The organism is Burkholderiales bacterium (genome assembly GCA_035518095.1).
Lineage (GTDB): Bacteria > Pseudomonadota > Gammaproteobacteria > Burkholderiales > JAHFRG01 > JAHFRG01.
Genome location: DATIXX010000053.1, coordinates 1 through 24,141, shown reverse-complemented (window position 1 = coordinate 24,141; position 24,141 = coordinate 1). Strand labels below are relative to the sequence as shown.

The following is a 24,141-nucleotide window of genomic DNA, read 5'->3' as shown; positions in this document are numbered from 1 at the left end:
TCGCATGAGTTCATCCTGGTCCGAATGCTCCCAAGGTTTGCCATCGTCGCGTGTGAGCAAGAACGCTGTCGGCAACTTACGGGCTTTGAGTCGTGCTAATAACACGGCAGCAGCATCGGACACCGGAACCTCTCGCGGCCCTGTTTTGCCATCGCGGATGCTGAGAATGCGCCGCGACTTGTCGTAGTCGCCCGCCAGCAATGAGCGCAACTCACCATATCGCGCCCCGGTAAGCAATGCGGCCTCTACCAAGTCCCTAAACGCCCCCACGCAGTGCTGCAGCAATCGTTTCCGCTGCTCCGGGGCAAGAAATACCTTCCGGGCATTGCGCGTGTCCTCAAATGCCTCAACTTTTTTCCAAGGATCGTTGGACATTACGCGGCCTGATTTCCACGCCTTGTTAAGCAAAGCCTTTAGAGTTGTCAGGTTCCTGTTTACGGAGTCCTTGGATTTCCGCGTTTGCTCGGCGTCCTCGCTGCGCGGAACAAGACTATTGCGCCACCCTTCGATCTCGCCAGTAGTCAGGCGATCCAGTGGTCGTTTGCCTAGCTTCGGAGTAATGCAGCGGTTAATACGCCCCTCGGCGTCTCTGGCTGCGCTCTCGCCATTTTTCAGCCGCAGGGTTTCAATGTAGGCGTCAGCGGCTTGCTTGACCGTCCACCGACCCACGATGCCCGCCTGCTGCTCTTTGAACCATGCCCGCGCCGCCTGTTGTGCGTCGTCAAATTCCTTTGCAGGCTCCGTTGGCAACAAGTTTAAGGCCCGGTATCGTTCCTTGCCTTCCTCATTTCGCCAACGCGCAATCCAAGTACCGCCCTCATCCGTTCTGCGGTAACCTAGATAACCGCCCTTTTGCAGCTTGTGCCAGTACGGCTCGCGCCGTGGAGTAAGGCGGCTGCGCCCCGTGGGCGTGTCGATCTTGGCGGGTTTCTTCGGCTTGTCGGTCATAGTCGCCTCCGTATACGGACTTTATACGGACGATCATACTGGAACTCACGGGGACGCACAAGAACAATTTTCCCTACGTGATATAGGGGACTTGGTACTTACGGGAACTACAGAAACGATATAAATTGCCTTCACACGGCAGGGGTCACTGGTTCGATCCCAGTATCACCCACCACCAAACTCAAGCAGCTAATGAAGCGTCCTCCTATCTGATACACGACTAGGTTCCTATCTGCGCCACCCCCAAATTCGGAACGGAGGCAGGAACATATTTGGGCGGCCTGTAGTAGTGGCTAAAGACAACCGGCGCGCCGCTGAACCGGGATTACCTCTTCAAGCCCCACACATAATTCTTGAGGCACTACACCAACTGGACGGAGCCGTCTTCCGCACTATGATGCTTTTAGCCGCTCCACTGAGTCCAGCTTCAATCCATTGTACGCGTCGAACCCATCACATCAATCTTGCTCGAATCGTCGCTTAGTTTCTCTTGTAGCATCGAATTCAGCAGCTTCGCCGCGACTACTCCTAAGCCCGTCACGATTTGTTTCCGTTGCTAAGCGCTCGAAGTGTACAGAAACTTCTGTTCCGTCCCCGGTCGAAGGTGTTGTAAGGCTGACCGAGGCGCCGTGCCTATGCGCGATTTCCTTCACAATGGCGAGGCCCAACCCGCAACCCTCCCCCGGGGTACCGTCGAGCCGACGGAAGCGCTCGAATACGTTTTCACGTTCTGCCGATGGAATACCGGGACCATTATCATTTACTGTTAGAAACGCCTCATTGCCTCTTGCTCCACACCGAACCGTTACATATCCATTGGGGGGCGTGTATCGAATCGCGTTATCGATCAAATTTGACAGCAATTCATAAAGAAGGGAAGGTTCGCCAAGCACACAGGCTGGTTCAAGCTCAAAGCCTAAATCGATGTCCTTCGCAAACGCTTGTGTTTTAAATTCCATCGCGGCTGTACTGGCAATATCGCGCAAGTCGGTTGGCTTTAGCGATTCGGGAGGATGGTCCCCAGGCTCAGCGCGCGCAAGGACTAACAATTGGTTGACGAGGTGCGTGATGCGCATTGTCGCCATTTGAATTTGTTTAAAAGTGTGCTTCCATTCCGTGGAACCCGCCTGCGCGATTGCAAGTTCGACCTGAACTTGTAAACCAGCTAATGGCGTTCGCAGCTGATGTGCCGCATTGGAAAAAAACCGTTTTTGTGTATTCAACAAATTGCTGATTCGCCAGATCAGGCTATTAATATCCTGTACCAGCGGTTTGACCTCGAGTGGCGCATTGTCCATGGCCACGGGCCTTAGGTCGTTATGTGCACGAGATGAGATCTCTGCGCGCAAGCGTTCAAGAGGCGCTAGGCCACGTTTAATACCGAACCAGACTAAGGCGATCGCCGCCGCAGAAAAGAACACTTCCGGTAAAACCATCGTAATCAGTATCTTGCTGATTAAACGTTTGCGCTTGATTTTCGTTTCGGCGACCTGTACAAATAAATCGGAGCCGCCCTTGGACACGCGGAGCGCCGCAACGCGCACCGGCTCACCCTGAATATCGCCATCGTAATAGACTGCTTCATTAGGGATCATCGCCAAGGCTGGCAATCGAAGTTCTTTGTTGCCAGCAAGCAACTCTTGGCGCGGACCGCGCACAGAATAGTAAATCCGGTCATATTTGTCCGTTCGCAGGACTTGATCCGCCGCCGGTGGCAGATCGAGAGTTATCTCGCCATGCGCAAATTTCGCATTGTTGGCGAGCGCCAGTGCGGTAGAGAGCAGGTTTTCGTCATAGGCGGCGACCGCCGGCTGCAAAGCGGTAAAATAGTCCCCAATTACGCCTATCACGAGCAACGCCACCAGAGGGAAGAGCAGCGAGCTAAGCAGAAGGTATCGTAAGCTATCTTTTTTCATCTTCGGGTTCTTCCAAAAGATAACCGAAGCCGCGCAAGGTCCGAATCTTGATCCCTGCGCGTTCGAGCTTATCGCGAAGGCGCGAAATATATACCTCTACCGCGTTTGGACTGAGCTCCTCTCCCCAGTTGCAGAGCGCTTCAATGATCTGCTCTTTATTGAGTACCTTCCCGGTATTGAGAAGCAAATACTCCAAAACTCCCCACTCGCGTAGAGTCAAATCAAGCGGTTTTCCGTCGAGCCATGCTCTTCGCGCGTTAGTATCAAGAACCAAGGTGCCATAAACCATCTGGGAGTTGGTAGTTGGCTGACCGCGACGCAATATCGCGCGCACGCGTGCCTTGAGCTCCGGTAGCGAGAACGGCTTAACAAGATAATCGTCTGCGCCAAGATCGAGTCCGCGTACACGGTCTTCGACCGAATCACGCGCGGTGAGGATAAGCACAGGAAGATATCTCGGGCGCCGTCGTAATCTTCGCAATATCTCGAACCCGTCCATTCCTGGAAGTCCGATATCAAGTATAAGGAGGTAATAGCTTTCCTGCGCAAGTGCCGCATTCGCGTTGGTACCCGATTCTGCCCAATCTACTGCATAGCCCGCCTGCTGCAAAGAGCGAACCAAGCCGTCCGCGAGTACGCCGTCATCCTCGACTACTAGAATTCTCATGTGTTACCGGCCCTATGTCGCAATGCGACAGGCATCATGGCTTTAAGCGCGCTTAATTTAACAAATTTAAAGTTTAATTGTCGGCGCATACATATATTAGTTTGTGAGACTTGGCCGCAACTACGCAGTGTAGCACCGGTACCTGCCAGAAACTTTGGATGCGGCTAATTGCTGGGTATATCCGAGCGGTTCCACCAGCCGCCACCCAGCGCCTGGAACAGCGCCACCGTGTCGGCATAACGGCCCGCGCGCGCCTGCACGAGAACGATCATCGCTTGCTGATAGCTCCGCTCCGCGTTGAGTAGCGATAAGTAACTGATATCACCGAGCTGCAACTGGCGGCGCACGATCGCGAGGTTCTCAGCGGTGGCACGCTCGCTGGCCGACGCCGCTTTGAGATCATTGGCGTCGTTTTGCAGCGCATGCAGCGCATCAGCCACGTTCTGGAAAGCAGTGATTACGGTGCTGCGATACTGCGCCGCTGTCTGATCGTAGGCAGCCTCGGCGGCGCGCTTTTTGTGCAGCAGTGTACCGCCCGCAAAGATCGGCTGCGTCAAGTTGCCGGCTGCGCTCCAAAAGTTGTTACCGGCGGCGAATAATTGACCCATCTGTGTCGCGACGCTGCCGATACTGGCGCTGAGAGTGAACTGCGGCAACCTATTTGCGATTGCGACCCCGACCTGGGCGCTGGCTGCGTGTAATTGCGCTTCGGCTGAACGCACGTCCGGACGTTGCTCCACAAGCTTGGAAGGCAGGCTAACCGGCAGTTCTTGCGGAAGTTGCAGCGTCGAAAGCTCAAACTTTTCAGCGGGCTCCTCATTGGGAAAACGACCCAGGAGAGCTGTTAAAAGGCTGCGCTGTTGCGCCAATTGTTTCTGCAACGGCGGCATCGTCGCCTGCGTCTGCGCAAGTGCCGCTTGCTGCGCGACTACGTTCGCCTGTGCTACCGCACCCAACTCGTATAGATGTCGAATCAAATTGAGCTGCTCGCTCTCAATTTTAATAACTTCCTGAGTCGCCGCGATCTGCCCGCGCAAGGAAGCCTCTTGGACCGCGGCAGCAACCACGTTCGACGTGAGGGTCAGATAGGTCGCCTCGAGCTGGAACCGTTGAAACTCCGCCAGTGCTTCCAGTGTCTCCACTTGCCGCCGATTTGCTCCGAACACATCGAGCACATACGACACGCTCACCTGAGTCGTATAAAGATTGAAGATCGGAATGCCAGAAGATAACGTTGGGGCGAGGGTGCCAACAGCGTTTTTCTGGCGGCTCGGCGAGAAGCTGGCTTCGATAGTTGGATAAAAAGCACCCTTCTGCGCATAAACGTTTTCCATTGCCACACGCAACGCTGCCTGCGCCGCCTGCACGTCGGGATTGGCCTTGAGTGCCTGATCGATCAGGGCATTGAGCGGCTCCGAATGGAACAGCTTCCACCATTGTCCCGGGATGTCCAGGCCTTGTACGAAGCTTTGCGCCGCTCCTCCCGAGACACCCGCCGATACTGTTTGCGCGGGGAGAGGCTTGCGCGTGTAGCCATTGACGGCTGGAGCCGCGGGACGATGAAAATCCGGGCCCACGGTGCAAGCCGCGAGAAGGATTGCGGCTGAGAAACCAAAGTAATGCCCGGCGCATGCGGCGTGCAGGCGCCTGCGCGCGATTTGGCCCGCGCTCCGCGACGCGCGCAGAGCAGCAGTGTGCATGTCGAATTCGACGGTTGTTTGCATCGTTGCTCAGCCAGCCGGTCTGGATTGCGGTTGCCCTTCGTTTACCCTCGCCCAGCGCGAGAACAATACGATTAACATGGGCAGTAGAATTAGAATAAGTATCGGAGCAAGCAGCATTCCGCCCACGACAACGCGCGCGAGCGGCTTTTGCACCTGTGAACCAATGCCCGTAGAAACCGCTGCAGGCAAAAGTCCAACGCCCGCGGCAATGCAGGTCATCATTACCGGGCGCATTTGCGTCTGACATGTGCGCCTGATGGCAGTGGAACGGTCAAGGCCGCGGAGGATCATCTTATTGTAGTAAGAGAGGACGATAATCCCATCCATTACGGCAATGCCGAATAGCGCAATGAACCCGATCGCAGCCGACACGCTAAACGGCGTGCCGGTGACATAGAGCGCAAATATCCCGCCGATCAGCGCCATCGGAATGACGCTCGCCGCCAGGAGAGTATCAATCAGCGATGAGAAGTTGATGAACAAAAGTACGGCAATGAGGGCGATGCTAAGCGGTACCATGACGTTCAAGCGCGCAATTGCGTCTTGTAACTCGCCGAACTCGCCCACCCATTCCAAGCGGTAGCCGCCCGGGATTGGTACCTGCTCCGCCACTTTGCGCTGCGCCTCTAGAACGGTGCTCCCCAGATCCCGCCCGCGCACGCTGAACTTGATCGGGATATAGCGCTCGTGCTGCGAGCGGTAGATAAAAGAGGCGCCCGAGACCAGATTTACATTAGCGACGTCGGCCAGTGGGATCTGGATGACGCCGTTGCTGCGAGGATCTTGTGCGCCGATGGTGATGCGGCGGATCGCATTTAGGCTCTGACGGTACTTCGGGGCGAGACGGACTTTCATCGGGAAGTTACGGTCACTGCCCTCTTCATAGAGGTTGCCAGCGGCCTGACCGCCGATCGCCGCCTGAACGGTCGAATTTATGTCGCCCGGCACCAGACCGTAACGAGCGGCGCGCGCACGGTCAATATCTATCCTCACAGTTGGTTGGCCGAGCGAATTGAACACGGCGAGATCGGTGATGCCGGGCACTGTTCGCATGACGTCTCTGATCTTCGCCGCGGTTTTTTCCAGCGTTTCGAGGTTATTGCCTATCAGCTTGACCGAGTTTTGACCCTTGACTCCTGAAGCTGCCTCTTCGACGTTGTCCTCGATGTTCTGAGAGAAATTGAACTCCACTCCCGGAAACTGCTCCTGCAATGCCACGTTGACCTGCCGAGTCAGCTTCTCCTTGTTGACTCCTTTGGGCCATTTTTCGAATGGCCTGAGTGGCACGAAGAATTCGGCATTGAAAAAACCGGTCGCATCAGTTCCATCGTCAGGTCGTCCGTGCTGCGAAACCACGGTCTCCACTTCGGGAAAGCCCTTGATGACCTGCCGCATGCGATCGACGTAATCATTGCCTTCCTCAAGGGAGATTGACGGCGGCATGGTTGCCCGAATCCATAGATTGCCCTCCTCAAGTTTGGGAAGGAACTCGAGGCCCAACGAGCGGGCGGCGAGAATCGCCAAAACGACGAGCACGCCAGCAGCACCGAGCGTCACGATGCGATTGGAAAGCGCAAACTCGAGCACGGGAGCATAAAGGCGGCGAAACACGCGCACGATGAACGTTTCGGTCTCGCTGACCCGCTCGGGGAGCAACAGCGCGCTCAACGCCGGCGAAACTGTGAAAGTGGCGATCAGTCCACCGGCGATGGCATAAGCATAGGTCTTAGCCATTGGCGCAAAGATGTGCCCTTCCACGCCGGAAAGCGTAAAGAGCGGCACAAAGCCAGCAATGATAATTGCGGCCGAAAAAAAGATTGGCTTGTTCACCTCGAGCGCCGCGTTGGCGATCGCGGCAGGCTTGCCACGCAAACCGCCGGGAGTGGAACTGGAAAGCAGAGGGTTTCCTGATGGCTGCACCGCCGCCGCTTCGGCAAAATTCCTGAAGATGTTTTCAACCATGATCACAGTTGCATCGACAATGAGACCAAAATCAATGGCGCCAACCGAAAGCAGGTTGGCCGACTCGCCGCGAACCACCATGATGCATATGGCGAAGAACAGGGCGAAAGGAATCGTCGCGGCAACGATGATCGCGCTTCGCAGGTTGCCGAGAAATATCCACTGCACCACGAAAATAAGCAAAATTCCGAAAATCATGTTTTGAAGCACCGTCCGCGTGGTGACATCGATCAACTCGCTCCGGTTATAGATCTGCTCGATCCGAACACCGGGCGGCAGGATGTCTGAGTCGTTGATCTTGTTCACCTCGGCCTCGATGCGCCGGAGGGTGGGCAGGCTCTGCTGGCCGCGACGCATAAGGATAATGCCCTCGACGATGTCATTGTCATTATCCTGACCCGCAATGCCCAAACGCGGCTGATACCCGACAGTTACGCTTGCGATGTCGCTCAACAGAACCGGGGTTCCGTTGTTCGACATTAGCATGGTGTTTCGGATGTCATCCATCGAGTGAATCAGGCCGATGCCGCGCACTACTGCCGCCTGCGGCCCAATGTTCACGGTTTGGCCTCCGACGTTGATGTTGCTGTTGTTTAGGACTTGCAGTACCTGCGGAAAAGTTATGCCGTATTCGATGAGCTTATTGAGATCGACCGTAACATCGTAGGTCTTGGTCTTGCCGCCCCAACCGGTGACATCGATTACCCCAGGCACGGCCTTGAAACGGCGCTCAAGGATCCAGTCCTGTATGGTCTTGAGATCCATAACCGAATATCCGATGGGACCGATAACGCGATAACGGTAAACCTCACCGATCGGGCTCTCTGGAGAAATTTGCGGCTGCGCGCCATTCGGCAGCTCGGCAAGTTGTGCGAGGCGATTGATCACCCACTGTTCTGCCTGTTGGTAGGTGAAATCGTAGGTAAATTGCACTTTCACGTCGGATAGGCCGAAAAGCGAAATCGACCGGATCGCCGTGACGTGAGGAATACCCGCCATTTGGATTTCAATCGGAATCGTAATGTAGCGCTCGATTTCTTCGGCCGACTGGCCGCCGCTCTGGGTGATGACGTCAACGAGTGGCGGCACCGGGTCGGGATACGCCTCGATGTTGAGTTTGGTGAAGCTGGTAATGCCCGCGCCGAATAGAAAGAAAAGCAGGAATACCATTACGACACGCTGTCTCAGGGCAAACGCAATAATCCCGTTCATTTTGTTTGTCCCCTGGTCGTGTCAATTGATCAATCCGCCGGCATCAGGCGCCACATAATTATTCGTTTTGTGCTGCGCGATCAATGAACAAAGTGCCGCTCGTTACGACTTTTTCCCCGGCATTGAGACCAGCGGAGACCTCGACCATGCCGTCACGAACCCGCCCAGCGCGGATCGATCGCGACGCAACCCTGCCATCGTCACGCGCCACCCAAACGCGGGCCTCTTCGCCTTCGTAGACGATCGCGCTCTGGGGCACCGCCGGTGCAACGATATTGTCCCCGGTGATAATGCTGAATCTTGCGAACATCATCGGCTTGAGCGCGCCGTCCGGGTTTTCCACTTCAGCGCGAACGGGTAGCCGGTGTGTATTGGGATCGATCGAGGCCGCAACCCAAGCTAATCTGGCTTTGAACACCCGGCCAGGGTAAGCCAGCACCCGCACTTCAACGGGCTCTCCGACACGCATCAGCGGTGCGTCAATTTCACGCACGTTTGCGATAAGCCAGACTGTGGAGAGATTGCTTATCGAGTAGAGCGGGTTGGAACCACCATTTGCAATACTATTTATGAACTGACCGAGACCCACTTGACGCTGAGTCACAATACCCGTGACCGGCGCCCGGATAAGAACCTCCGAGTTCATGTTCTGTGCGTTTCGCTCGCTCTCGAAGGCACTGATCTCCGCCTCGGACCTGCCGAGGATGCGCAGGCGGTTGCGCACCGCGGCCACCGCGATCTCTGCGGCACGCACATTGCTCTGGGCGCTGGTGAGTTCAGCCTGGCTCTGTTGCCAGTCCTTAAGCGCTCCGCCCTTCGCAAGATAGACCTGGTGCTGCCGGTTTTCGTTGATTCGGGCCAGAGTAACCTGCGACTGCGCGGTATTGAGGGCGGAAACTGTATTGATCAGATCATTCTGTGCCTGTACGAACTCCGATGCCTCTACCACCATTAGCGGTGCGCCTGTTTTGACGAAATCGCCCTGCTTGGCGATGATTCTAGTAACACGCCCCGAATAGGGTGAGAAGACGAGCGTTGTCGTTTCGTCATTAATGGCAATATTGCCGTCCGTCACACTTTCGGTCCGGAAGGTCATCGTTTGGACAGGCATCACCTTTAGAACAGCCCACTGTGTCTTCGTGGGTCGGAATGTCCCCGGCTCTATCATTTTTAAATTCGGTGCGCCGTCCGGATGCGAAGCTGCCGAAGCGAAATAGTTCACATACCAAAGGACACTGACTACAGAGGCGACGATGAGCACTGCGCCAAATACAATGAGTACCTGCGTTTTCCGAGGCACGGCACGCATGGCGCAAGTGAACGGCTGCGGCGAGACATTAGGCATTTTGGAGCGTCGCCGACCGTTCAATCACCAAGAGCGCATGGACGCAGATCTTTGCATGCAGCGCCTTTTGACGCCGCTGAACCGGACTCGCGCGCTTGAACTCACACTGATTGCCGCACTTTTCGAAAATTGGCTGATGTTCTTAGAAGAGGCTCGCGGCGCCGCAGTTGGTTTGGCCGCTGGTGGTGAGCCAGACGCCGTTGGTCAGGTCGGCGCAGGTCGCAACAGTCGGTGCAGTGCCTGCGCCGACATACTCGCTGGAGCGGAAGGCGCCGCGCCCTGGATTGGCATCGTCAATCTTACGGTCTACTTCGGTGAGAATCTCCACAGGGATCTGGTTTCCGGTCTTTAAGTTGTGTCGCGCGGTAGCCGCTGGGTCGCCGACTTGCACATCGTAATTGTTGTCGTAGATGATTTGCAGGTACGCGTTGTAGGGGTTGTTCGGCGTATTGGCTTGGGCGACGGCATCGGTCGCGGTCGCCATATTGTAGCTACCGGTCAGGAAACCCGCGTGCGACATATGCACCCAGGCTATGGTCTGTTCGTTGGCGCCGGCGGTATTGAGTATTTGTCCGTCGCCGTTGCCGCCCAAGGTCGCCGCGACGTTGGGGATATTGGCAGCCGCCAGCGCACCAGGGTAATCGCCTGGGAGGGCGCGGTAGCGGTCCTGGAAACCGAAGAAAGCGGCCTTGATTCCATCTTGCTGGGAAATGAGGTTTCTCACCCGGGCGCTGGTAATCAACTCCTGACCTTTTAGCACGCCGCCCAAAAGCAGGCCGATAATGACCAGCACAATGGCCATCTCAATCAGGGTAAAGCCACTCTCTCTTCGCAACATAGGGTACTCCCTCAATTAAACTGTTGAGCTGTCTTTGCAAATATCTCGCCCCGCTCAGCCATTCTGCCTGGACATCAACTAATCCAGTAAATTCGAAGATCTCACTTCTTGGAACGACAGGGAAGATTGGTCCGAAACGTGTTTCGACCTTGATCACGCTTCGGCCGCAGTATCAGAAACTGAAATTTATCCGTGCATCCTCCCAATCGCGGCAACTTCTCGCCAAAAAGTGAACGCGCTAATTGATCAGCGAAACCTTTTTTTCACGTCATCAGCTTACATTTCGTGGGTTTGTCTGGTGCGCATTGTATGGCAACGAGCTTGCAACAGCCTGACACTCAGCTTACAAAATCCTTGCAAAGATGAATCAATTGACAGGACAAAATATGTGGCAGTAAATTAGGGTGACCCCTCACCACGAATGATTATTTATTTTCGTGAAAATATAGCGAGCTCGCGGAATTTCATTGGAAGAAAAAGGAAATGAAGTCAGGATGCCTTTTCCGGTAAGGGCTGCGTAGAAGCATCGAACTCCGCGCGCGCTTTATGCATGCTTTTTTTAATTTATCTGGAGCTGGCCTAGATCTAAAGTAACTATGAATTGCTCGTTCCGTAAACCCAATAGTCGGGCAGGAAATTCGAACTGCAAACAAAACGCCCTGCGGGATTGGGAAGCGAAAAAAGAAATTGCGTCCTAAATTTTACGTTCTTCGGAGCAGATAAATGCCGGGCACATGTAAGTTTTGCGGTTCTTCGTTCTACGGTTACTGCAGCGTCGGCCCATACGAAGTCCACGAGCACAATGATGACGATTCGCATTGTGTCTTCTGCGGATCCAGTGATTTTGGCTATTGCTCTTTGGGTCCGTTCAAGGTTCACAAGCACGGAACCGGAAAGGACAGATGCGTCTATTGTGGCGCTACAGGTATTGGCCATTGCACAAATGGCCCTCGGCACAACCATGAGAAGTAATCATCGCACTTGAGATGACGCTGCTGTTTGCGGCCTCGCCTGCACTTCCATGCATTTCTGATTAAAAAGCCGTGGCGGGCTTTTCTAGACAGCGCAGATTTTTTTAGATTGGGCTGACGGCGTTGCGATTGGTTAATGCCTCGCTGGCAAGCCGGACTCCGTTAATCCGATCGGCACAGGTTGCAGCAACCGAAACGAAGGTATTTCAAGAAGCGGCGTAGCGGTCCCCGTACAGTGGGTTTGAAACATCTCCTGCCACAATCATCTGACAGGTTCAGTCATATAAACACGGGGCAGCAGCTGTAAGTTACTGCTTTGACGAACCGCGCAGCAAAAAACACCATGCACACAGCTTGGATTACGGGTTCGATCCCAGTATCAACCACCATCTTTGGATAACATCGCTGGTAACAATAGGAGCATCACCAAGGCGCAGAATTTCGTCAATGCGCTGATGTGCGCAGGTCGATCAGCGTTCGGGGCGTCGCGGCCATTGCTCGCGATACGCGTGGTATATCTGCCACAAAGTAAGAAGAGCCCCGCCCCACCGCAACACACGGAACCGCTGTCTGCGTACCAGCGATGCTAGCACGACGGCAGAGATCGCTGGGTGCTGCCGCAGCGCCTGTCCCAAGCGGTAAGCTCCGTCCACTACCGCGAGCGGCCCGCGCCAGCGCTCTAGCAAAACTTCGAGTTCAGCGCGTTGCCCAGCCGCGCGCGCGACCAGCGCCTGGCGCTTTTGGACAACTGCAGCAAATTTTCTATTCATGGCGGCGTCAGCCCCTCACGGTCGCGCGAAAGCTCCGTTAGCGTAGCAGACAGAAAGTGCGGCCGCGCTTTTGCACGCGCACGCCAAATGAGCCCAATAATGATCGCGAGTGCAAGGTACAGTGCTGCGAAACCGCTCAAAACCGCAACCGGATTTCGATCCCAATACACCATGACCACGGCCAAGGTGCCAAAGATTATGGCCAAGCCGAAGAAAAACGAAGCAAGAATAAACAATGTCGCGAGCTGTACCGCCCGCAGCTTTTGCTCTTCGAGCTCGGTTACCAAAAGCTCGACCCGCGTTTGCACGACCTCAATCAATGTCGACAACAAGCGCCGCAGCGAATCCAACAACCCGGCTGTGCGCGTACCTGGATCAGATTCCGACATGTTGATCAGCGACGCGCCGTTAGCATGCCAAGCAGGAAACCAATTCCCGCCGCAACCACTACCGATTCCCACGGGTGCTCGCGCACTGTGCGATCAGCGGCCTCGGCCGCCACACGGCTGCGCTCCAGAACATCTTCGCGCAACTCATCCATTGCCGCTTTTGCATTGCGCAGGCGCTCTTCCACGCGCGCCCGCGCTGCGGTCGCGCGTTCGCCGGTCTGGTTTGCAGTTGCGCGCAATAACTCTTCAGTATCAGTAGTCAACGCCTTGAAGTCGTCAACCAATTTCTTTCGTGCAGTTTCTGTTGCCGTTGGCATGAAAATTCTCCTCTAGTGTAAACAAACTTTATAATCCATTTTACCCAATTTGCTTATAAACGTTTTATGCGCGAGATTTCTTGATCTATATCAATAACTAAGATTTACAAAATGACTAGAGCTATACCACAGATAATTTACTCGCGCAATTTCGGATAATTGAAGCACGCGGCTCGCACGGTAGCTATTGCCAGTTTGACCCACCAGCTTTGGCCACCATCCCTGCTATCCCCACTCCCGAAAGCAAACGGTGATCTGCGGTCGGTCGTCATTCAACGAGCCGATAACCAACACCGGTTTCGGTGATGAGATGTTGCGGCTGCGCCGGGTCGAGTTCCAGCTTCTGCCTCAGATGAGCCATGTAGGTGCGCAAGTAATGGTTGCTCTCGACCTGCAAGGGACCCCAGACTTCCTTCAGCAGGTAACGATGCGTAAGCACCTTGCCGGCATTGCGGATCAACACAGTCAGCAAACGATACTCAATTGACGTCAGATGAATCTCCCGTTCCTGCCGATAGACCCGCCGGTTTAAAAAGTCGACCTTGATCTCGCCGAAGCGGAATTCGTGCGTTTCGTCGCCGGCGGCATCGGCCGCGCGCCGGCGCAAAGCCGCCCGAATTCGCGCCTTTAGCTCGCCGACTCCAAAAGGTTTTGTCAGATAATCATCAGCACCCGAATCCAGTGCGCTGATTTTTTCCTGTTCTCGTGTTCGCGCCGAAAGTACAATGATCGGCAGCTCGCTCCATGAGCGGATCTCTCGAATCACGTCGGCCCCGTCCATATCAGGCAGACCGAGGTCAATAATCATCAGATCAGGCTTTCGCGTCCCGGCTTCAATAAGGCCCCTTTTGCCGTTTTCGGCCTCGTGGACCTGGCAGCCCTCCGCCTCCAGAGCGGCGCGAACGAAGCGCCGGATCTGCGGTTCATCTTCCACCACCAGAATAACGGGTTCATTCACGGTCCCGTCCCGACCTCGGCACCAACCGCGGGCGGAGTCGTCACAGGCAGGGTGAAAATGAAGCGTGCGCCGCCTTCCGGCCCCCGTTCCACCCATATTTTTCCGCCATGCGCTTCCACGATGCTGCGGCAAATTGCAAGCCCCAGGCCGACACCCGGTATCACCGATTCAGTCGAACCGCGCATGAATTTTTCGAAGATTTCTGTTTCCTTGCCCGGGGGAATACCCGGTCCGTTATCCGCCACCGATACCTCAAGGCTTCCATCGCCGACCCGGGCGCTAATTTGCACTGTCGTATCTTCAGGAGTGTACTTGGCGGCGTTTTCCAAAAGATTGCACAACACGCGCTCAATCAAAACCGCATCAAACTGGACCAGCGGCAAATCGTGCGGAACTGAAGTAATAATTTTGCGGCGGCCCAGATTCGTTGCGCGCAATGCGCTGCCGATCACTTCCTCGACGTGCTGCCATTCAAGGTGGAAATGGACTTCACCCGCCTGCAGCCGCGCCATATCCAGCAGGTTATGCACCAGTGTACTCAGCCGACTTGACTCTTCGCGGATAGCCGCCGCAGTTTCCGCTTGATTGGGGGACAATTGCGGCTGCGAAACGGTCAGCGCGTCAGCCAACCCAATCAACGCGGTCAGCGGCGTGCGCAAATCATGTGACAAGGCCGACAATAATGAATTGCGCAGCCGTTCGGATTCCATTTTAATGAGCGCATCGCGCGCCACCTCGACATAGTGCACGCGCTCGATGGCAATAGCGATTAAGGTGCAAAAGGTATCCAGCTGACGCCGCTGCTCCGGAACTAGCAGCCAGCGCGGAACAGAGGGCTCAATGGCGAGCACGCCACGGGTACGCATCGGTGCCTTCAATGGCAAATACAGTATCGGACTCGCCGGCAAGGTGTCGGTTCCGAATCCCGCTGCCTGCGTGTGATCGTAGGCCCATTGCGCAATTGCAAGATCGAGCTGTGCCGGACACTTATCCTTTTCGCCAGCGACAACGAGTCGATTCTCTGCATCGGCAAGCACGATGGCGACCTTGGCCAGAAAACTTCGCTCCACGAAGCGGTCGCTGATTTCGACCACCTGCTCCATGGTAAGAGCAGCCGAAAGCTCTCGCGCCATCTCGTACAGCGAATGCGCCCGGCTTTCGCGATGTTCCGCCACCTGTGCCTGGTAGCGGAAACGCGCCGTTAACTGGCCGGTGATCAAACCGACGATCAGCATGACCGCAAATGTCAGGCCGTACTGAACATCGTGCACAGCAAAGGAAAATCGCGGCGGGACAAAAAAGAAATCGAATGCAGCCACGCTCACAAACGCGGCTAAGGCAGCCGGTCCGCGTCCGAACCAGAACCCGATGAGCACCACTGCCAGCACGAAAAGCATGGCGATATTTGCGAGATCGAAGTAAGGAAGCAGCAGTGAAGCCAATGCAGTCGCTACGCCGCAGCAAGCGACAGCCCACACATAACGCAGGGGTTGCATGTACCGATCTTGCTCTTCTTCATCGCGTACTCGGTTCCGATTGCGGGCGCCGGGTAGCTCAGTCGATGCTTCTCGTGCAATTTGAACCAGGTCAATATCAGTTGCCAGCCTCGCAACGCGCTGCTCGATGGATTGTCCCCAACTCCAGAACCAAGTGGGGTCTCCGCGACCGATGACGATCCTGGTGGCATTATGCTTGCGCGCGTAATCCACCAACGCGTCTGCGACGCTGCTGCCGGGAATTGTTGCTGTCTGCGCGCCGAGTTCCTGCGCCAGTTGCAGAACCCTGAGTATCCTTTGCCGCTTCCCTTCCGGCAACCGCTGCAGTGACGGGGTCTCCACAAAGACCCCGTGCCAGTTCGCACCCATACGATCGGCCATTCGCGCTGTAGCGCGCACAACCTGCTCGGCGCCGATCTCCGGCCCGATACCGGCCACCAGAGTATCGCGTGTCGGCCATACGCGCTGGATATCCTCCCGGCTGCGGTAAGCGCGAACGTCTTCGTCAATGCGGTCCGCGGTCCTGCGCAGCGCCAACTCGCGCAGTGCGATCAAATGGCCTTTGCGGAAGAAATTCTCCAGTGCGCGCTCGGCCTGCTGCGGCAGATAGACCTTGCCCTCTTTCAGTCGCTGAAGCAGCTCATCCGCGGGCAGGTCAACGAGGACAACCTCATCGGCCTCGTCGAAAACCGTATCAGGCACCGTTTCGGAAACGCGGATATTGGTAATGCTGCCCACAACATCATTCAGACTTTCGATGTGCTGGACGTTAAGGGTGCTGTAAACATTGATGCCCGCGGCCAGCAATTCTTCGATGTCGTTCCAGCGGCGGGGGTGGCGCGAACCGGGCACATTCGAGTGCGCGAGCTCATCAACCAGAATCAAAGCCGGGCGGCGCGCGAGCGCGGCATCCAGATCGAATTCCTGGAGCGCGCGGCCGCGGTATTCGATTTCACGCCGCGGCAGTACGTCTAACCCCTGAAGCAGGGCCTCGGTCTCTTTGCGGCCATGCGTTTCCACCAGCCCCACGATGACATCCACACCATCGCGTTTCGCGGCTTGCGCGGCAGCCAGCATCGCGTAGGTCTTGCCAACGCCGGCTGAGGCGCCAAAAAAAATTTTGAGCTTGCCGCGCTTCTGCCGCTCTTCCTCGCGGCGAAGCTCGGCCAGCAGACGGTCAGCGTCGGGGCGCGTTTCATTCATGCATCATAAAGGGTCGGATTAGCCTTTAGCGAGTGTATCCAGGTCAAGATTTAGTTTCAACACGTTCACCGTCGGTTGATCCGGAATCCGGATCGGTGGCGAACCTCAACCGGCAGGCGGTCCAGATCGGGGTGCTGATTGAGCACGGTGGCCATCATCAGACAGATTTTGTTCGTGGTGCCTGCCAGGTGCGCTGCTCATTTTGGAAATACGATCGCCCAGCCTGGCAGCGTATCGCTGCAAGAGCCTGATCCGGTTTTCCTTCGGTGTCTTCTTGTACGTTATCTTCATGTCGAAAATTCGCACCAGTGTGATCCAGGTGATCCATCCCAGCAAGACCATGCCCGCTAATAACAAGGAATACGAAATTCGCCAGTCGATGTCTTTCGTCATCATGGTGAACTCTGACATGCCGCCAATGCCGGTAACTAGCATGAGCGGAAGAAAGATTATGCTGACGAGGGTGAGATTCTTCAGCAACACACTCACATTATTGTTTATGATGGTGCCCCGTGCGTCCATGAGCCCGGACAAGACAGTGCTGTATATGTTTGCCTGCCTGGCGCACTGTTGGTTGTCCACCATGAGGTCGTGCAGGAATTCAATTTGCTGTTTTGGCGCCTCCAGCCGCTCGGCATTCACCCGCAGTTTTGCCAGCACGGCGCCGTTGGCCTCTATGGCGTTGAGGTAGTAGATCAGGCTCTCCCCCAGCGCGAACATCTGCAGCAAGTAGCGATTCTCCATCGAGGCGCTGACTTTCGAACTCAACTCGACCGTGATATGTTTGATCACCTTCAGGTGGCCCAGGTAGTGATGTACGGTGTGCAGGAGTAATCGCAATACAACGTCCATGCAGGACCCGACACCTTGAAATTCCTTGGCAGAAAATGGAATGGCGTCTTCAGCCATAATTATAATCAACCGCTCTTCGCGCAGAAAAAGCCCAAGCGAAGTGACGTCGAACCGCAACTGTTGACCGAACGCTACGTTCCGCGGCTGCTTCCAGATCAGGGAAATGCAGCCGGGCGAAAACTCCACCCGCGATATCTCATCCGGATCGAGCGCGGAATCGATGTCGTAGGGGTCCAGGCCGAGCGTCAAGATAAGCTGCTGCTTTTCCGATGCATCCGGTGCGACGTAAACAAGAATGGCGGCCCTTTCGTCCGTGGTAGAAATGATGGACCCGTTCTTGAGCGCAAAGCCAGCTTTCATGTGTTGGGCCGTATTTCATCATTATTTTTTTCTTCGTTGTACTTCACATTCGCCGCTCCTCGCTCCCCGCCAACGGCGTACGAGCGGCGATCCCGTGTTCGACTGCTTTTTTCAGCGCAACGCATCGAGCGCGAGATTGAGTTTCAACACATTCACCCGCGGCTCGCCGAGAATCCAGAATTGGCGCGATTCGGTGTGTTCCGCGATCAAGCTTCGCACGCGCTTGGAATCGAGCTTGCGCGCACGCGCCACCCGCTCCGCTTGGTAGTACGCTGCTGCAGGACTGATATGCGGATCGAGTCCGCTCCCCGAGGCGGTAACGAGATCCGCGGGCACCGGCGCCGCATTGCCGGGATCCGCTTCGCGCAAGGCTTTAATCCGATCCGCCACTGCATCCAGCAGCGCCGGATTCGTGGGCCCGAGGTTGGAGCCGCTTGAAGAGCCGCCATCGTAAGGCTTGGGCGAAGTCGCCGATGGCCGGCTCCAGAAATATTTCGGGCTGCTGAAAGGCTGCCCGATGAGTTCGGAGCCGATCGGCTTGCCGTTTTTCATGATTAAACTCCCATTCGCCTGGTGCGGGAATACCGTTTGCGCAACGCCGGTCACTAACAATGGGTAGGCAATGCCTGTGATGACCGTCATAATGATCAACATCACGACGCCCGATTTAATTTCATTCCACATATATGGCCCCTTATGTAAGACCCAATGCGACAAGAATCATGTCAATCAGCTTGATGCCAATGAAAGGCGCAATCACTCCGCCCACGCCGTAGATCACCAGATTGTCACGTAGCAATCTTCCCGCCCCGACCGCGCGGTAGCGCACACCTCTGAGCGCGAGCGGAATCAGGATGATAATTATTAAGGCGTTGAAAATAACCGCAGAAAGAATCGCGCTCGCGGGAGTCGCGAGATACATGATGTTCAATACCCTGAGTTGCGGGTAGGTCGTGGCGAACGCCGCGGGGATGATAGCGAAATACTTAGAAACGTCGTTCGCAATCGAAAACGTCGTCAGCGAGCCGCGCGTTATCAGGAGCTGTTTTCCTGTTTCTACGATTTCAATCAATTTGGTTGGATTGGAATCGAGGTCTACCATATTGCCGGCTTCTTTGGCCGCCTGCGTGCCGGTGTTCATCGCCACGGCAACATCGGCCTGCGCAAGCGCCGGCGCATCATTGGTGCCATCCCCGGTCATGGCCACCAGACGCCCCTGCGCCTGATGCTCGCGAATCAGCTTGAGCTTGGCTTCTGGCGTCGCTTCAGCGAGGAAATCGTCCACGCCCGCTTCAGCGGCGATTGCCGCCGCCGTGAGTCTGTTGTCGCCGGTAATCATCACGGTCTTTATGCCCATTCTTCGGAGTTCGGCGAAACGTTCCTTGATACCGCCTTTGACGATGTCCTTGAGTTCAATGACGCCGAGCACACGCGCATTCTCGGCTACAACCAGCGGTGTGCTGCCGCGGCGCGCGACGCTTTCCACCATTTCATCCGTTTCTTTCGGAAATCTGCCGCCCTGCTGCTCTACCCAGCCGCGAATCGCATCCGACGCGCCCTTGCGTATTTTTCGTCCCTCGAGGTCCACGCCACTCATGCGCGTATGCGCCGAGAATGGTACAAAGACCGCGCCGAGCTTATTGATGTCCCTTTCGCGGATTCCATACCTTTCCTTGGCATGCACCACCACGCTGCGCCCTTCAGGCGTTTCATCCGCGAGTGAAGCAAGTTGCGCCGCGTCGGCCAGTTGTTCGCGTGTGACGCCGGGCGCCGGAACGAATGCGGAAGCCTGCCGATTGCCGAGAGTAATGGTGCCGGTCTTGTCGAGCAGCAGCACGTCCACATCACCTGCCGCTTCAACTGCACGACCGGACATGGCGATGATGTTTGCGCGAAGCATGCGCCCTATGCCGGCAAGGCCGATGGCCGAAAGCAGAGCGCCGATGGTCGTTGGGATAAGGCACACTAGAAGTGCGACCAGCACGGTGATGGTGACTGGGGTCCCAGCCTTGGCGACTTCAACGCTATAAAGCGAGAATGGCAGCAGGGTCGCCGTCGTTTTCAGGAAAATCAAGGTGAATCCCACCAACAATATAATGAGCGCAATTTCATTCGGGGTTTTCTGGCGGCGGGCGGCTTCGACCATCTCGATCATATGATCGAGAAAAGTTTCGCCCGGATTCGCGCTAACGCGCACCACCAGCCAATCGGAGAGGATCTGCGTTCCACCGGTCACTGAGCAAAAGTCGCCTCCAGCTTCGCGAATCACCGGCGCCGACTCGCCGGTAATCGCGGCTTCGTTGACCGAGGCGATCCCTTCGATAACCTCGCCATCGGTGGGAATGATGTCGCCGGATTCGACCAGAAAGATATCGCCTTTGCGCAGCTGCGTTGAACTGACCTTGGTGACGGAAGCGCCGTGTTTCGGCTTGTCTAGTTTTTTGGCCATGACGTCGCGCTTCACGGCGCGCAGCGCCGCGGCCTGCGCCTTGCTGCGGCCTTCGGCTATTGCCTCGGCGAAATTCGCGAATAACACGGTAAACCACAACCACAGCGTGACCGCCAAAATGAAGCTGGCTGGTGCTTCACCTTTGCCGGCTAAAGCCTGGAAAAACAGCGCGGTCGTCAGCATGCTGCCGACATAGACGACGAACATCACCGGATTCCTCCACTGATGCTGCGGCAGTAATTTAATGCATGCGTCAATCAGCGCCTGCCGGAAAATATCCTTGGTCACCAAAGTCCGACGCATCGTGGGAATTGCAATGGCTTGCGTATTCATCGGTATGCTTCCTTAAGTTTTTTCCGGGCTCAAGCTAGTGCGCGCCGGTCATGATGAGGTGCTCTACAATCGGTCCAAGCGCGAGTACCGGGAAGAAAGCGAGCGCCCCCACGATAACTACGGTCCCGACCAACAGCGCGACGAATAGCGGTGTATGCGTGGGGAGCGTGCCTGCGCTCAGCGGGATCTTTTTCTTGGCCGCAAGTGCCCCCGCTATTGCCAGCACCGGCACCGCCAGCCAGTAGCGGCCCAGCAGCATGACCAACCCAAGCGCGGTGTTGTAGAAAGGCGTATTGGCAGAAAGCCCGGCAAACGCGCTACCGTTGTTATTGCTAGCCGAGGAGAAGGCATAAAGGATTTCCGAGAAACCATGAGGACCGGGATTTGCTATACCGGCTTTGCCTGGCTCCACCAGCACCGCTATTGCGGTGCCCACAAGTATTGCGAGAGGCACGAGCAGGAGCGCCACCGCCGACATTTTCATCTCGAATGCCTGTATTTTCTTACCGAGATACTCCGGAGTCCGCCCGATCATGAGCCCGGCAACGAATACAGCGACGATGGCGAAGATCAGCATGCCGTAGAGACCCGAGCCAACGCCGCCGAAAATTACTTCGCCCAATTGCATATCCCACATTGGAACCAGCCCGCCTAATGGCGTAAACGAATCATGCATTGAGTCCACCGAGCCGTTCGAGGCAACCGTGGTGGCGGTAGCCCACAGCGCAGAATTTACAACTCCAAAGCGTGTCTCCTTGCCTTCCATGTTGCCCCCGGCCTGCAAACTGCTCGCAGTTTGGTCGACGCCCTGTTTGGCGAGCAGCGGATTGCCCGACTGTTCGGAGCCGACGCAAAGCGCGAGCATGCCGACAAAAACTATTGTCATTGCAGCAAGCACCGCCCAACCCTGACGTGTGTCCCCGACCATACGTCCAAAGGTGTAGCAAAGCGCTGCGGAGATCAATAGAATCGAGAGTAACTCCAGAAAATTAGATAACGGCGTCGGGTTCTCGAAAGGATGCGCGGAGTTAACGTTAAAGAATCCGCCGCCATTGGTGCCGAGCTGCTTGATTGCAATTTGCGAAGCAGCCGGACCGACGGCAATGACCTGCTCCTTCGCCACCGCTTTTTCCGTGACAGGATTCCCCTTTTCGTCCTTGACCGGTTGACCTGCAGCGTCGAGTTTCGGAGTGTCATATTCAACCGATTCCAGCAGCGGTACGGTGGAATAGGCCGAGAAAGTCTGCACCACACCCTGGCCGGCAAGCACGACCGCTACGATAAGGGCCAGCGGCAGCAGGATATATAGAGTCGTGCGGGTGAGATCAACCCAGAAATTGCCGATGGTCTCGGCAGTCTGGCGCGCGAACCCGCGGATCAACGCCACCAGCACCGCCATTCCAGTTGCCGCGGAAACGAAGTTTTGCACCGTGAGCGCGGCCATCTGGGTAAGATAGCTCATAGTGCTCTCGCCGCCGTAGCCCTGCCAGTTAGTGTTGGTAGCGAAACTGACCGCGGTGTTGAAGGATGAATCGGGACTGACCGCGGAAAAAGCCTGCGGGTTGAGCGGCAGATAAGCTTGCAGCCGCTGCAATGCATAGACCGCAAGTGCGCCAAGCACATTAAATATCAGCATCGCCACCGCGTACTGCGTCCAGCGCATTTCCTGCGCCCGGTTCACACCGCACAGCCGGTACAGCAGGTTCTCGAACGGCGCGCCGAAGCGATTGATGAACTTTATGCGGCCCTCATACACATTGGCCATGTAGGCGCCGAGGGGCTTAACCAACAGTAGCAAGACGCCCAGGTAGAGCGCGAGTTGAAAATAACCATTGCCAGTCATCAGAATTTCTCCGGGAAAAATAAGGCGACGACCAGGTAGACGAAAACGGCGAGAGCCAGAATCAGGCTCAACAGATAGGTCCAGCTCATGAGCCCCTCCTCAACAACTGATCGAACGCGTAGACCAAACCGATGGTGAGCGCGAAGAAACCGACAATGACTGCGATAAAAACGACGTCCATCATGTGAGCCTCCAATTGCCAGAAACCATGGACGGGATTCTGAGGCCGAACAAATTAAAATGCCGTATAAATCTATCCCGGTGGTGTTAAAAACTTATAAAAAAGTGGAAAGGCGACACTTCGGCGCAAAAATACCCGTGGAAGGCATTGGCTATTGACGTTGCTTCCATTGCGGCGCGGTGCGGGCGGCGGTTTGAAGTGTGCTAAAAGCCTGGCAGCTGAAAGAGTGTGCCGAAAGCTCTACTTCCCGTACTGCGCAGCAAGGTAGTCCACGATCTGCGGGACGCCTTCTTGCTTGATCGGCGCATCCGTGACTTTGATCATTATGTTGACCTCACCCTCCCAGCCCTTGCGATCAAGGAATACCGAGTTCATCGGTATGTAGTCGAGGCTGTGGCACGTATTGCAATTGGCATGAGCGCATTTTCCGAGATCGGCCGGGTAATCGTCCCAAAGACAGCTCGCCCTGCTAATGCTCGCCGCCCGGCGCGACAAGGCTCCGGCCGCGGTTCTGAGAAACTTGCGTTGCGAGTATATGGCACCCTCGTCCTGATAAGTGCCACGAGTCAATTCTTAAGTATCAGGGCCCGTCTCATCAATCGATTTTTGGAAGCTTCAAGAAGCGGGAAGTAGTCTTTCGAAACCGTTCTTTTTAGATTGTTGGCGACGAGGTTTCAGTCTTTTGAAACGGTGTCCTCGGAGAGTTTGATTCTATCGTCGCTGGGGAGCGACACTAAAACCACTACGTTATCAAGAAAGTAACATCCAGGCTGCGGTTTATGTCGCCTTGCTGCGACGAGCCTTGTTACTGTTTTCCTTCAGCAATTTTTTACTGCGGACTGTTTTGTATAGTTATTTGGAAGCTGGCACGCAGACTGCTAACACCATCGTTGTTAAGTCTCAAGGTAAACACAGGCAACCCAACGGCCAAGTCTTGATTAACTATTAAAGTGCCGATCCTTAAATTGCATTAGCTTCTGGAGGAAGAGACATTAAGGGGTCCCCATGGCTACCATGCTGCGCGCAGTCAATTCGCCGAACATTAAATACTGGTGCATTCAAATATCAGCTCTCGTATTGGCTCTTCTGATCATCGCGACTCCCGAAGTTCTGGGTGCCGGAAAAACGGTGGTTGATCCAGGCGTTGCCATGGGCGCGGCGCCGCGCGCCGGAGGTCCTTTGCCGGGATTAAGCGCAGAAGAATTGGAGCTGTTCAATGCCAGCTTGAAAACTTTCACGGAAACAGATTCAGTCAAGGGCACTTTTGTAAGCTCTAACTTTGGAGCCGAGACCGGCGAGGGATTGGGTCCGCGGTTCAATGCAAACAGTTGCGCAGCCTGCCATATACAACCGGCTATCGGTGGAACAAGTCCATTCATCAATCCGCAGTTTGCAATTGCCAGTGAC

The 24,141-nt window shown here is 55.6% G+C and carries 19 protein-coding genes; 1 reads left to right on the top strand and 18 read right to left on the bottom strand.

Features of this window, described 5'->3' with window-relative positions; all coding sequences use genetic code 11:
* From VLV32_09150 to VLV32_09065, 18 genes are all read right to left on the bottom strand, one after another.
* Window positions 1–948, bottom strand: a 948-nt coding sequence (locus tag VLV32_09150; GenBank protein HUL42053.1) for a hypothetical protein, incomplete at its 3' end; no start/stop codon positions are given.
* Between the two features lie 458 nt (window positions 949–1,406).
* Entirely contained in the window at window positions 1,407–2,864 is a 1,458-nt protein-coding gene (locus VLV32_09145; protein HUL42052.1) for a sensor histidine kinase N-terminal domain-containing protein, read from the bottom strand.
* The gene (locus VLV32_09140) at window positions 2,851–3,531 is read right to left on the bottom strand and encodes a response regulator (GenBank protein ID HUL42051.1); all 681 of its coding nucleotides are present in this window, start codon (window positions 3,529–3,531) and stop codon (window positions 2,851–2,853) included. Before VLV32_09140 ends, VLV32_09145 begins: the two co-directional genes overlap by 14 nt.
* A gap of 164 nt (window positions 3,532–3,695) precedes the next feature.
* Window positions 3,696–5,255 carry an efflux transporter outer membrane subunit gene (locus tag VLV32_09135; GenBank protein HUL42050.1) on the bottom strand — a complete coding sequence of 520 codons (1,560 nt, stop codon included), beginning with the start codon at window positions 5,253–5,255 and terminating at the stop codon, window positions 3,696–3,698.
* A 6-nt stretch (window positions 5,256–5,261) separates the two neighbouring features.
* Window positions 5,262–8,429 (bottom strand): CusA/CzcA family heavy metal efflux RND transporter, encoded by a 3,168-nt coding sequence (locus VLV32_09130; GenBank protein ID HUL42049.1) that lies wholly within the window; start codon window positions 8,427–8,429, stop codon window positions 5,262–5,264.
* A gap of 58 nt (window positions 8,430–8,487) precedes the next feature.
* Complete coding sequence (locus VLV32_09125) at window positions 8,488–9,774, bottom strand: efflux RND transporter periplasmic adaptor subunit (GenBank protein HUL42048.1); 1,287 nt, start codon at window positions 9,772–9,774, stop codon at window positions 8,488–8,490.
* A 142-nt stretch (window positions 9,775–9,916) separates the two neighbouring features.
* Complete coding sequence (locus VLV32_09120; protein ID HUL42047.1) at window positions 9,917–10,612, bottom strand: prepilin-type N-terminal cleavage/methylation domain-containing protein; 696 nt, start codon at window positions 10,610–10,612, stop codon at window positions 9,917–9,919.
* A gap of 1,441 nt (window positions 10,613–12,053) precedes the next feature.
* Window positions 12,054–12,353 (bottom strand): YqjK family protein, encoded by a 300-nt coding sequence (locus VLV32_09115; protein ID HUL42046.1) that lies wholly within the window; start codon window positions 12,351–12,353, stop codon window positions 12,054–12,056.
* Entirely contained in the window at window positions 12,350–12,742 is a 393-nt protein-coding gene (locus tag VLV32_09110; protein HUL42045.1) for a phage holin family protein, read from the bottom strand. Before VLV32_09110 ends, VLV32_09115 begins: the two co-directional genes overlap by 4 nt.
* Window positions 12,743–12,747: 5 nt before the next feature.
* Window positions 12,748–13,059, bottom strand: a complete 312-nt coding sequence (locus VLV32_09105; protein HUL42044.1) for a DUF883 family protein — start codon at window positions 13,057–13,059, stop codon at window positions 12,748–12,750.
* Window positions 13,060–13,327: 268 nt separating this feature from the next.
* Window positions 13,328–14,017, bottom strand: a complete 690-nt coding sequence (gene kdpE, locus VLV32_09100; protein HUL42043.1) for a two-component system response regulator KdpE — start codon at window positions 14,015–14,017, stop codon at window positions 13,328–13,330.
* Window positions 14,014–16,716 (bottom strand): two-component system sensor histidine kinase KdpD, encoded by a 2,703-nt coding sequence (kdpD, locus tag VLV32_09095; GenBank protein HUL42042.1) that lies wholly within the window; start codon window positions 16,714–16,716, stop codon window positions 14,014–14,016. Before kdpD ends, kdpE begins: the two co-directional genes overlap by 4 nt.
* A gap of 105 nt (window positions 16,717–16,821) precedes the next feature.
* Window positions 16,822–17,928, bottom strand: coding sequence for a magnesium transporter CorA family protein (locus tag VLV32_09090; GenBank protein ID HUL42041.1), 1,107 nt, complete (start codon window positions 17,926–17,928; stop codon window positions 16,822–16,824).
* 111 nt (window positions 17,929–18,039) lie between these two features.
* Window positions 18,040–18,612, bottom strand: a complete 573-nt coding sequence (gene kdpC / locus VLV32_09085) for a potassium-transporting ATPase subunit KdpC (GenBank protein ID HUL42040.1) — start codon at window positions 18,610–18,612, stop codon at window positions 18,040–18,042.
* Window positions 18,613–18,622: 10 nt separating this feature from the next.
* Window positions 18,623–20,680, bottom strand: coding sequence for a potassium-transporting ATPase subunit KdpB (kdpB, locus tag VLV32_09080; protein ID HUL42039.1), 2,058 nt, complete (start codon window positions 20,678–20,680; stop codon window positions 18,623–18,625).
* A gap of 64 nt (window positions 20,681–20,744) precedes the next feature.
* A complete protein-coding gene (kdpA, locus tag VLV32_09075; GenBank protein ID HUL42038.1) occupies window positions 20,745–22,553 on the bottom strand; it encodes a potassium-transporting ATPase subunit KdpA in 1,809 nt (602 codons plus the stop codon).
* On the bottom strand, window positions 22,553–22,642 hold the full coding sequence (gene kdpF / locus VLV32_09070; protein ID HUL42037.1) for a K(+)-transporting ATPase subunit F: 90 nt from the start codon (window positions 22,640–22,642) through the stop codon (window positions 22,553–22,555). The genes kdpA and kdpF overlap by 1 nt, the downstream gene beginning before the upstream one ends.
* A 332-nt stretch (window positions 22,643–22,974) precedes the next feature.
* Entirely contained in the window at window positions 22,975–23,304 is a 330-nt protein-coding gene (locus VLV32_09065) for a hypothetical protein (GenBank protein ID HUL42036.1), read from the bottom strand.
* A 435-nt stretch (window positions 23,305–23,739) separates the two neighbouring features.
* On the opposite strand from VLV32_09065, the gene VLV32_09060 reads away from it, so the two are divergent.
* The coding region (locus VLV32_09060; protein ID HUL42035.1) for a hypothetical protein at window positions 23,740–24,141 on the top strand (402 nt) is incomplete at its 3' end.